The following is an 11,725-nucleotide window of genomic DNA, read 5'->3' as shown; positions in this document are numbered from 1 at the left end:
AGAAATACCTTAATAGGCTTGTAGCTCAGGTGGTTAGAGCGCACCCCTGATAAGGGTGAGGTCGGTGGTTCAAGTCCACTCAGGCCTACCAACTCTTCCGTGAGTGGTATGTAAGGTATCTGTAAGCAACGATGGGGCTATAGCTCAGCTGGGAGAGCGCCTGCTTTGCACGCAGGAGGTCTGCGGTTCGATCCCGCATAGCTCCACCATTAAAAAGACTTCAGAGCGTATTGGAAACAGTATGCTGCGAAGTATTTTGCTCTTTAACAATCTGGAACAAGCTGAAAATTGAAACATGACAGCTGAACATACATTGATGCCTTCGGGTGTAAATGGTGCATCAGTCTGTCAATGAGTCTCTCAAATAATCACAGCACGATGATGACTTTGATTTATCAAAGACACCTTCGGGTTGTGAGGTTAAGCGACTAAGCGTACACGGTGGATGCCTAGGCAGTCAGAGGCGATGAAGGGCGTGCTAATCTGCGATAAGCGTCGGTAAGCTGATATGAAGCGTTATACCCGACGATACCCGAATGGGGAAACCCAGTGTGTTTCGACACACTATCATTAACTGAATCCATAGGTTAATGAGGCGAACCGGGGGAACTGAAACATCTCAGTACCCCGAGGAAAAGAAATCAACCGAGATTCCCCCAGTAGCGGCGAGCGAACGGGGAAGAGCCCAGAACCTGAATCAGTTTGTGTGTTAGTGGAAGCGTCTGGAAAGTCGCACAGTAAAGGGTGATAGTCCCGTACACAAAAATGCACAGATTGTGAGTTCGATGAGTAGGGCGGGACACGTGACATCCTGTCTGAATATGGGGGACCATCCTCCAAGGCTAAATACTCCTGACTGACCGATAGTGAACCAGTACCGTGAGGGAAAGGCGAAAAGAACCCCGGCGAGGGGAGTGAAATAGAACCTGAAACCGTGTACGTACAAGCAGTGGGAGCCTACTTGTTAGGTGACTGCGTACCTTTTGTATAATGGGTCAGCGACTTATATTCTGTAGCAAGGTTAACCGTTTAGGGGAGCCGCAGGGAAACCGAGTCTTAACTGGGCGTTAAGTTGCAGGGTATAGACCCGAAACCCGGTGATCTAGCCATGGGCAGGTTGAAGGTTGGGTAACACTAACTGGAGGACCGAACCGACTAATGTTGAAAAATTAGCGGATGACTTGTGGCTGGGGGTGAAAGGCCAATCAAACCGGGAGATAGCTGGTTCTCCCCGAAAGCTATTTAGGTAGCGCCTCGTGAATTCATCTTCGGGGGTAGAGCACTGTTTCGGCTAGGGGGTCATCCCGACTTACCAACCCGATGCAAACTGCGAATACCGAAGAATGTTATCACGGGAGACACACGGCGGGTGCTAACGTTCGTCGTGAAGAGGGAAACAACCCAGACCGCCAGCTAAGGTCCCAAAGTCATGGTTAAGTGGGAAACGATGTGGGAAGGCACAGACAGCCAGGATGTTGGCTTAGAAGCAGCCATCATTTAAAGAAAGCGTAATAGCTCACTGGTCGAGTCGGCCTGCGCGGAAGATGTAACGGGGCTAAACCATGCACCGAAGCTGCGGCAGCGACACTCAGGTGTTGTTGGGTAGGGGAGCGTTCTGTAAGCCTGCGAAGGTGGCCTGTGAGGGTTGCTGGAGGTATCAGAAGTGCGAATGCTGACATAAGTAACGATAATGCGGGTGAAAAACCCGCACGCCGGAAGACCAAGGGTTCCTGTCCAACGTTAATCGGGGCAGGGTGAGTCGACCCCTAAGGCGAGGCTGAAAAGCGTAGTCGATGGGAAACAGGTTAATATTCCTGTACTGGGTGTTACTGCGAAGGGGGGACGGAGAAAGCTAGGTTATCCGGGCGACGGTTGTCCCGGTTTAAGCGTGAAGGTGGGTGACTTTGGTAAATCCGGGTCATCGTTAACACTGAGGCGTGATGACGAGTCACTACGGTGATGAAGTAACTGATGCTACGCTTCCAGGAAAAGCCTCTAAGCTCCAGGTAACACCGAATCGTACCCCAAACCGACACAGGTGGTCAGGTAGAGAATACTCAGGCGCTTGAGAGAACTCGGGTGAAGGAACTAGGCAAAATGGTGCCGTAACTTCGGGAGAAGGCACGCTGGTGTAAGGTGAAGTCCCTTGCGGATGGAGCTGAGACCAGTCGAAGATACCAGCTGGCTGCAACTGTTTAATAAAAACACAGCACTGTGCAAACACGAAAGTGGACGTATACGGTGTGACGCCTGCCCGGTGCCGGAAGGTTAATTGATGGGGTCAGCCGCAAGGCGAAGCTCTTGATCGAAGCCCCGGTAAACGGCGGCCGTAACTATAACGGTCCTAAGGTAGCGAAATTCCTTGTCGGGTAAGTTCCGACCTGCACGAATGGCGTAATGATGGCCAGGCTGTCTCCACCCGAGACTCAGTGAAATTGAACTCGCTGTGAAGATGCAGTGTACCCGCGGCAAGACGGAAAGACCCCGTGAACCTTTACTATAGCTTGACACTGAACCTTGAGCCTTGATGTGTAGGATAGGTGGGAGGCTTTGAAGCGTGGACGCCAGTCTGCGTGGAGCCGACCTTGAAATACCACCCTTTAATGTTTGATGTTCTAACGTGGGCCCGTAAACCGGGTTGCGGACAGTGTCTGGTGGGTAGTTTGACTGGGGCGGTCTCCTCCCAAAGCGTAACGGAGGAGCACGAAGGTTAGCTAATCCTGGTCGGACATCAGGAGGTTAGTGCAAAGGCATAAGCTAGCTTGACTGCGAGAGTGACAGCTCGAGCAGGTGCGAAAGCAGGTCTTAGTGATCCGGTGGTTCTGAATGGAAGGGCCATCGCTCAACGGATAAAAGGTACTCCGGGGATAACAGGCTGATACCGCCCAAGAGTTCATATCGACGGCGGTGTTTGGCACCTCGATGTCGGCTCATCACATCCTGGGGCTGAAGTAGGTCCCAAGGGTATGGCTGTTCGCCATTTAAAGTGGTACGCGAGCTGGGTTTAGAACGTCGTGAGACAGTTCGGTCCCTATCTGCCGTGGGCGCTGGAAGATTGAGAGGGGTTGCTCCTAGTACGAGAGGACCGGAGTGAACGCACCACTGGTGTACGGGTTGTGATGCCAATTGCATTGCCCGGTAGCTAAGTGCGGAAGAGATAACCGCTGAAAGCATCTAAGCGGGAAACTTGCCTCGAGATGAGTCTTCCCTGGGTACTTGATACCCCTGAAGGGCCGTTGAAGACGACGACGTAGATAGGCTGGGTGTGTAAGCGTAGCGATACGTTGAGCTGACCAGTACTAATGACCCGAGAGGCTTAACCTTACAACACCGAAGGTGTTTTGAGTGATGATGACTCATAAAAAACAATACTCAGCTTGTTCGAAGATTGGTTCTGATGGTTGTGCAGAGAGAAGCGAAAGCGACTGAAGTGCGACGGTTGGAATGAAACAGAATTTGCCTGGCGGCGATAGCGCGGTGGTCCCACCTGACCCCATGCCGAACTCAGAAGTGAAACGCCGTAGCGCCGATGGTAGTGTGGGGCTTCCCCATGTGAGAGTAGGGAACTGCCAGGCATCAAATAGTGGAAGCCCCCTGTCGAAAGACAGGGGCTTTTTGCTTTCTGCGTTTTGGAGAAGACAACACCGTCAGGAAGACCCATCATGAATCTCTATACTGTGGTGAAAGATCGCCGCTATCAGCCGATTACTGAATGGCTTAGTGTAAACGGCGACCTACTCCGAACTACAGACGGTTATTTTTAAGGTTCATCGCGCTTTACCGGGGAACGCTGCTTTAATTTTCAGGAAGAAGTAGTCGTTATCCCGGTATCCATAAGCCATTCGCTTTAGTACCTTGATTTTGTTATTCATCCCCTCCAGCACACTCGTATTCAGACGATGTTCAGCACTGGCGATTATCCCGCTCACGTAGCCCTTGAGCTTATCTGCGAACTGCTGCAGCGCTTTTATATCGCTCTCCTGAGACTGCCTGTACCATTCATCCCAGCGATGCCGGGCCACCTCCTTATCCGGCGCATACCACAGCTCTTTCAGCGCAGTTTTCATCACGTACACGGTGTTCAGCGGCTGGTTGGCCTCCAGCAACTCTGCCAGCTTTACATCATGACCTGCTGGCAGATTTTCAGCGTTACGCAGCAACAGCCAGCGGCTGCGCTTGATAACCTTCCGGGCTTTCGCGTTGTCACGTAGCTGATTCGCCTGGTCAACCCGCACCCTGTCGATGACCTCGCGACCGAACTTCGCCACCACGTGGAACAAGTCATAGACCACTTCCGCCTGTGGGCATTGCTCCCTGACTTCAAGGTCCAGCGCCGTGTTCATGTCCATTGCGACAGACTCGATAGCCGCGCAGCCTTCCGGTCCCAGCCAGGTGAAGAACGGGCGGAAGGCCGCGCGGCTGCGACCTTCCCCGACCCACAGCACCTGCTGCGTATCAGCGTCCACGACCACAGTGGCATAGCGATGACCTTTAAACAGGGCGAACTCATCCATTATCAGGCGGCGAAGTGTATGTCGCTCTGGCTCCTGCAATTCCCGACGCAAACGGCGGAGGTCGATATTCTTGATGGTGTGCCAGTGCAGGCCTGTCAGCTGTGCTACGTGCTTCACGGGGAGTAGACGGCTAAGAGACTCAACCCAGACGGATAATGTAGAGGTGTAACGCTGCCTCTCAGGCAACCAGGAGATACGTTCGGTGGCAACACCGCAGCAGGCGCAGCGAAGACGACGAACAGGAACCAGAAGGGTGACGCGCCAGTGCAGCAAATCCCGCTCACGAACCTGACGTACAGAGACATCATGAACGGCACAGTCTCTTCGGCCACATCGGCGGCACTGGGGTGCAAAACGGGGGTCTGGGCGAAGCGTAATAAGCAGCGCATCAGATGAGGAATGGGAAAAGGAGTCAACGGTAAAGCCTTCCCAGAAAAGGGAAGAGAGGTTAGCATTCATGGCAGACGGCGGTTGAGTGGTCGGTTAGTGTTTTGGCGAATACAAAACTAACCACTTTTACCGCCGTTTTCTATTGGTTCACGCTTAAGCGCGATGAACCATTTTTAAGCCATTGGTGAATAAAATCAGCAACTTGCTCAGGCTGATTGATATCAAGCACCGGAAGTATGGTGCGTATCTCGGTATCTGCCGCAATAGCGATAACATATTCATCGATCAAATCACTTAATTCTCTGCCCAACGATTGGCGAAATAGGGCTATTTTAGCGATCTTTTCATGTTTAAAGCCCTCAACCAGCACTAGGTCGAGAGTCGAGGCATCCATTTTCTCTACCAGATTGTAAATATTTGGCTCTTCCTGCTCTGGGGTCTCCGTCATTAATGCCCACCTTTGATTGCTGGCAACGATGGTTTGCGCCGCGCCAGCTTTACGCAATTCATAGCTGTCTTTGCCTGGTGTATCAATGTCCATTTGGTGGTGCGTATGTTTAATTAACCCGACTCTAACACCATGATTCATCAGCAGAGGAATGACGTATTTAAGTAACGTTGTTTTACCTGTACCGCTATAAGCGGCGACAGCGAGTAAAGGGAGATGATTAGAACCCACTGCGTTGATCCTCCCAATTAGATAAATCTTCAGGTGAGTTCAGATTGTGAAACGCTTCAGGCTGTTCGTTAAATGAAACGGCTTTTGCTCCAACCTGTTCCATAAATAGCATCAGCTTACGATTTCCGAGATGTAGATAGGTCTCTAGTGGTTCAATAAGATTTTTATTAATTAAGAGTAATGTGGGATGTGGACGCTCTCCGTCAGTGGCATAAGCCGCATTTTCTTCCCCCCGTTTTTGCCACAAGCGATGCACCAGATCGAGGGGGAAGGCAGGGACATCGCAGGGGACGAACACCACCCATTCAGACGTGGCGGCATGTAGTCCACTTAGAATGCCCGCCAGCGGGCCTAAAAAACGCGTATCAGCATCGCTAATAATGCGGCATCCACTTTGCGCATACACAGCCTGATTGCGGTTGGCACTGATAATAACCTCATCGACCTGCGCTCTAAGCCGAGATAGAACGTGTAGATATAGCGGCTTACCGTTCAGTGCTACCAGACCCTTATCGTGTCCGCCCATACGCGTTGCCCGTCCGCCTGCGAGAATAACCCCTGTAATCATTTTACTTCCCAATTATCTATGCCCACTTTCCTCTGTTCTGAAGGTTTCTGAGGGATAACCCTGCACTATTCTCTGAAAACTTTTGTAGAAGACCAAGTTCTTTCCTCATGTACGCAAGGCTGTTATTTTTATCACTATATACCCGTCATACTTCAAGTTGCATGTGCGTTGGCCGCGTTCGGTCACCCGAATCACTTACCAGTGTAAGCTCATCGGGATTCCCTCGCTTGCCGCATTACGAGACTCATAAATGAGCCTCGCCCTAGCGGGTCAACGCATAGCGTTGTTCAAAACGCTAACGTTTTGTCCTGAAACTCGAATTATTTAGGGTATATGCTCAATATCTCTTAGGTAACTTACTGCATATTGAAATTTATTGAGTACAAATCGTTTTTAAGGAGAAAAAAATGAAATGTCATCGCGTTAATGAGTTGATTGAACTGCTGCACTCAGCCTGGCAAAAAGAACCCGATTTAAATCTTGTGCAATTTTTACAAAACCTTGCACAGGAGGCGGGGTTCGAGGGGCAGTTAAATGAACTGACTGATGATATCCTTATTTACCATCTAAAAATGCGTGATGCAGATAAAGAACAAGTCATTCCCGGTTTGAAGAAAGACTATGAAGAGGACTTCAAGACCGCTTTGCTTCGTGCCCGGGGAGTTATTAAAGACTAGTGGAAAGGAATAACACGTTCATGATGCTAACTATTGCACGCATATGTTTTACGTCGTCTCTGACCTATTGTGGCCGCGATGAATAGTTCAGTCTTTAATTTCCAGACGCTGTTCCCTGAGCTGATCATGGATGCCTTGCTGAACGTTGGGCTGCGCGTTGATTCCGGCCTGACGGCGCTAAACAGCTATGAAAATCGGGTGTATCAGTTTACGGATGAAGATCGTAAACGCTTTGTGGTGAAATTTTATCGCCCGGAACGGTGGATCACGGCACAGATTCAGGAAGAGCATATTTTTGCCCAGCAGTTGGCAGAAGATGAAGTCCCTGTTGTCGCGCCCGTTTTGCTTAATGGACAGACACTGAATGTCTATGAAGGCTTTCATTTTGCCGTATTCCCCAGTGTGGGGGGGCGGCAGTATGAAATGGATAATGAAGATCAGCTAGAGTGGGTCGGTCGTTTTCTTGGCCGGATTCACCAAACGGGGCAGAAAGCGTTATTCGCCGAGCGTCCGACGATTGGGGTAAATGAATATCTGCATGAGCCTTATCGGTTGTTGGAAACATGTCCGTTAATACCGCAAATACATCGACATGATTTTTTACAGGCAACCCGTCAACTGATTGATACAGTTGAAACTTATTGGCACAGCGACTGGCGGCCACTGCGTTTGCATGGAGATTGTCACCCTGGCAATATTTTGTGGCGTGATGGCCCGCTATTTGTAGATTTGGATGATGCCCGCAATGGCCCGGCAATACAGGATTTATGGATGTTGTTGCACGGTGACCGACGTGAACAACGTATTCAACTGGATATTTTGTTAGAGGCCTATAGCGAATTTGCGGAGTTTCAGGAGAAAGAGCTCGCACTGATCGAACCGCTTCGTGCGATGCGACAGATTTATTATTTAGCTTGGGTGGCTCGTCGCTGGGAAGACCCAGCTTTTCCGAAAAATTTCCCCTGGATGACGGATGCTGATTTTTGGTTGAAGCAAACGGCAATATTTATTGGGCAAACTCAGCTGTTACAGGAACCTCCTCTGCAGCTAATGCCAATGTACTGAAATTAAATGGAGAGAGTTAAATTTATGAAGAAATTATGGCTTGTGCTGGCTGGCATTGTGTTTGCGTTTAGTGCGTCTGCTGCTGATTTTTCTGATGGTAAGCAGTATGTTACGCTGGATAAACCTGCTACTCAATCCCCTCAGGTGTTGGAGTTCTTCTCATTCTATTGTCCACATTGTTACCAGTTCTCTCAGGTTTACCATATTCCTGATGCTATTCAGAAATCCCTTCCGACTGATGCTAAATTAACAAAGTACCATGTCGATTTTCTGGGGCCATTAGGTAAGGACTTGACTCAGGCTTGGGCGGTGGCAATTGCCTTGGGAGTAGAAGACAAAGTCTCCACACTGATGTTTGATGCTGTCCAAAAAACTCAGACGGTGAAACAACCTCAAGACATTCGTCAGGTTTTTGTCGCTGCGGGTGTAAAAGCGGAAGACTACGACAGTGCATTGAATAGTTTTGTGGTGAAATCTCTGGTTGCACAACAGGAAAAAGCGGCTGCCGATTTGCAACTGCGAGGTGTTCCGGCTGTGTTCGTGAACGGCAAATACATGATAAAAAGCGATGGCCTTGATACCAGTTCAATGGATAATTATGCCAAACAGTACGCTGACGTTGTGAATTTCCTCCTTACTAAAAAGTAATTATTTAATAAGTCATGCGGTTTACCCGCATGACTGTATACCTTTTCGCTGTTCACCTTCTTATCTTTATATCACCCTAACCTACAATGGCTATTTATCTGTTTATTTATATCCACAAATTGGATGACGGTTTATCATGTCTCAAAAATAAACAGTTTATATTATAAATGTATGAAATTAATGAATATAAAAAAAATTCGTAAGATAACAGAAGAGATTAATAATTAACGGGATAAAACTATTCACAAAGTTATCCACAGAAAGATCTTGCGAGGATCCATGCAAAATCAGCCAATATCTTACGTTAAGGATCGTCTCTTTCCCTGACCTATGGCATGCTTAGCGCCATGACAGACAACAACGATCACGGCAGGCTATGGCTCAGATTGCAGAAAACCCTTTAATACTGGTAGACGGTTCATCCTATTTGTATCGTGCTTATCACGCTTTTCCACCGCTAACAAACAGCGCGGGAGAAGCAACCGGTGCAATGTATGGCGTACTGAATATGCTACGCAGTTTGCTGCTGCAATATCAGCCCAGCCATGTTGCCGTTGTTTTTGATGCGAAAGGAAAAACGTTTCGCGATGAACTGTTCGAAAACTATAAGGCTCACCGACCACCGATGCCAGAGGATCTACGCGAACAGATAGAACCTTTGCATAGTATGGTGAAAGCGATGGGACTGCCGCTTTTGGCCGTTTCCGGCGTAGAAGCGGACGATGTGATTGGCACGCTCGCCGTTCAGGCGGAAAAAGCGGGTAAGTCGGTGCTGATTAGTACCGGCGATAAAGATATGGCACAGTTGGTGACGCCAAGCGTGACGCTCATTAATACCATGAATAACACGATTCTGGGCCCGCAAGAAGTGTGTGATAAATATGGTATTCCCCCTGAGTTGATTATCGATTTCCTAGCGCTGATGGGAGATGCATCGGATAACATTCCTGGCGTACCCGGCGTGGGTGAAAAAACGGCGCAGGCGCTATTGCAAGGTCTCGGTGGGTTGGATGCGCTGTATGCCAATCTGGATAAAATTGCCGAGCTTTCTTTCCGTGGTGCGAAAACCATGGCGCCGAAGCTGGAACAGCATAAAGATGTGGCCTACCTCTCTTATCAGCTTGCCACTATTAAAACGGATGTTGAGCTGGATCTCAGCAGCGAGCAGCTTACCGTTAATGAACCGGACGTGGATGAACTGCATCGTCTTTTTTCCCGTTATGAATTCAAACGCTGGTTATCAGATGTTGAATCTGGCACCTGGCTGGAAGGTAAAAAAAGTAGCCAGCCAGTTCAGGCTGTGAGCAAGGCTGTGGTCGAGCAGGCTGCTGAAGAGGGGGATGCTCCTGCGCTTTCTGCCGACGGTTATGTCACGATTCTTGATGAGAAAACGCTGCTCGATTGGGTTGAGCGTTTAAAACAGGCTGACGTTTTCGCTTTTGATACGGAAACCGACGGGCTGGATACGCTTACTGCTAACCTGATAGGTCTATCATTTGCGATTAAACCGGGTGAAGCGGCTTATTTGCCGTTGGCGCATGATTATCTGGATGCACCAGAACAGCTGGATCGCGACAAGGTTTTGGCTTTGTTCAAACCACTGTTGGAAGATGAGAAGCTGCTTAAGGTTGGTCAGAATCTCAAATTTGATAAAGGCATGATGCAGCGGTACGGCATCGATTTACGCGGTATCGCGTTTGATACCATGTTGGAATCCTACGTACTCGACAGCGTGGCCGGTCGCCACGATATGGATAGCCTGGCCGAACGTTATCTGAACCACAAAACCATTACCTTTGAAGAGATCGCGGGTAAGGGGAAAAATCAGCTGACGTTTAATCAGATCGCACTGGAACAGGCTGGGCCTTATGCGGCCGAGGATGCGGACGTCACGCTGCATCTGCACCAGAAACTGTGGGGGAAACTTCAGCCGCATGCAGACCTGTGTCAGGTCTTCCAGACTATCGATATGCCGCTGGTGCCAGTTTTATCCCGCATCGAACGTACTGGCGTGCTGATCGATCCCGCAATTCTGGCGGAGCACTCAAAAGAGCTGACAATCCGTTTGGCGGAGCTGGAAACACAAGCGTATGAGCTGGCGGGCGAAGAGTTCAATCTCTCATCGACCAAGCAGCTACAGGGCATTCTGTATGAAAAGCAAAAGCTGCCAATTCTGAAGAAAACGCCAAAAGGCGCACCGTCAACCAATGAGGAAGTGCTGGCTGAGCTGGCGCTGGATTACCCTCTGCCGAAGCTGATCCTGGAATATCGTGGGTTGGCCAAGCTGAAATCTACTTACACCGATAAGCTACCGCTGATGATCAATCCGGCGACGAAGCGCGTACATACGTCCTATCATCAGGCTGTTACTGCGACCGGGCGTTTGTCTTCCAGCGATCCGAACCTGCAAAATATCCCGGTGCGTAATGATGAAGGGCGCCGTATTCGTCAGGCATTTATCGCGCCGAAGGGCTACAGCATTGTGGCGGCGGACTATTCCCAAATCGAACTGCGTATCATGGCGCACCTATCGGGTGATAAAGGGCTGTTGAACGCATTCGCGAACGGGCTGGATATCCATCGGGCAACGGCGTCAGAAGTGTTTGGTACTGCGCTGGATAAGGTGACATCAGAACAGCGTCGCAGTGCGAAAGCGATCAACTTTGGTCTGATCTACGGTATGAGCGCGTTTGGTCTGTCGCGTCAGTTGAATATTCCCCGTAGCGAATCGCAGAAATACATGAACCTGTATTTTGAGCGTTACCCCGGTGTGCAGGATTACATGGAGCGAACGCGCCAACAGGCCGCGGAACATGGCTATGTGTCTACATTGGATGGTCGCCGCCTCTACCTGCCTGATATCCATTCTCGCAATGCGATGGCGCGTAAAGGTGCGGAGCGTGCGGCGATTAACGCCCCGATGCAGGGCACTGCTGCTGATATTATTAAGAAAGCGATGATCGCGATTGACGACTGGCTACAGAAAGATGCGCCGCAGGTGAAGATGATCATGCAGGTTCACGATGAGCTGGTTTTCGAGATCCACGATTCGGTTATTGAAGAATCAATCAGTAAAATCAAAGCATTAATGGAAGGTTGTATGCAACTGAATGTCCCGTTACAGGTTGATATCGGTACGGGCATGAACTGGGATGAAGCACATTAATGGCTGATTCTCGCGCTA

Annotated in this window: 7 protein-coding genes, 2 tRNA genes and 2 rRNA genes; 8 read left to right on the top strand and 3 right to left on the bottom strand. The window is 49.6% G+C overall.

The genetic code is table 11. From position 1 onward, the window contains the following. The first annotated feature begins 14 nt into the window (after positions 1-14). The 4 genes from LCF41_RS21830 (at position 15) to rrf (ending at position 3,575) form a co-directional block, all read left to right on the top strand. Positions 15-91: transfer RNA gene (locus LCF41_RS21830), tRNA-Ile, on the top strand. A gap of 42 nt (positions 92-133) precedes the next feature. Continuing rightward, a tRNA-Ala gene (locus LCF41_RS21825) sits at positions 134-209 on the top strand. Positions 210-418: 209 nt separating this feature from the next. Beyond that, positions 419-3,324 (top strand): 23S ribosomal RNA (locus tag LCF41_RS21820). 135 nt (positions 3,325-3,459) lie between these two features. Further along, positions 3,460-3,575: ribosomal RNA gene (gene rrf / locus LCF41_RS21815) — 5S ribosomal RNA — on the top strand. 192 nt (positions 3,576-3,767) lie between these two features. Here the strand turns inward: rrf and LCF41_RS21810 are convergent. From LCF41_RS21810 to mobA, 3 genes are all read right to left on the bottom strand, one after another. Further along, positions 3,768-4,973 carry an ISL3 family transposase gene (locus tag LCF41_RS21810; protein ID WP_225086319.1) on the bottom strand — a complete coding sequence of 402 codons (1,206 nt, stop codon included), beginning with the start codon at positions 4,971-4,973 and terminating at the stop codon, positions 3,768-3,770. 70 nt (positions 4,974-5,043) lie between these two features. Then, positions 5,044-5,583 (bottom strand): molybdopterin-guanine dinucleotide biosynthesis protein MobB, encoded by a 540-nt coding sequence (gene mobB, locus LCF41_RS21805; protein ID WP_225086318.1) that lies wholly within the window; start codon positions 5,581-5,583, stop codon positions 5,044-5,046. Then, positions 5,573-6,151, bottom strand: coding sequence for a molybdenum cofactor guanylyltransferase MobA (gene mobA, locus LCF41_RS21800; protein WP_225086317.1), 579 nt, complete (start codon positions 6,149-6,151; stop codon positions 5,573-5,575). Before mobA ends, mobB begins: the two co-directional genes overlap by 11 nt. 407 nt (positions 6,152-6,558) lie before the next feature. Here mobA and LCF41_RS21795 point away from each other — a divergent pair, with 407 nt between their 5' ends. The 4 genes from LCF41_RS21795 (at position 6,559) to polA (ending at position 11,707) form a co-directional block, all read left to right on the top strand. Then, on the top strand, positions 6,559-6,828 hold the full coding sequence (locus tag LCF41_RS21795) for a YihD family protein (protein ID WP_225086316.1): 270 nt from the start codon (positions 6,559-6,561) through the stop codon (positions 6,826-6,828). 78 nt (positions 6,829-6,906) lie between these two features. Continuing rightward, entirely contained in the window at positions 6,907-7,893 is a 987-nt protein-coding gene (locus LCF41_RS21790; RefSeq protein WP_225086315.1) for a serine/threonine protein kinase, read from the top strand. Positions 7,894-7,917: 24 nt separating this feature from the next. Further along, the gene (gene dsbA, locus LCF41_RS21785) at positions 7,918-8,541 is read left to right on the top strand and encodes a thiol:disulfide interchange protein DsbA (protein ID WP_225086314.1); all 624 of its coding nucleotides are present in this window, start codon (positions 7,918-7,920) and stop codon (positions 8,539-8,541) included. A gap of 376 nt (positions 8,542-8,917) precedes the next feature. Next, complete coding sequence (polA, locus tag LCF41_RS21780) at positions 8,918-11,707, top strand: DNA polymerase I (protein ID WP_225086313.1); 2,790 nt, start codon at positions 8,918-8,920, stop codon at positions 11,705-11,707. The last annotated feature ends 18 nt before the right edge of the window (positions 11,708-11,725 follow it).

This window comes from Pectobacterium colocasium, from assembly GCF_020181655.1.
GTDB lineage: Bacteria > Pseudomonadota > Gammaproteobacteria > Enterobacterales > Enterobacteriaceae > Pectobacterium > Pectobacterium colocasium.
The sequence above is the reverse complement of the archived record's forward strand: the minus strand, read 5'-3'. Positions and strand labels throughout refer to the sequence as shown.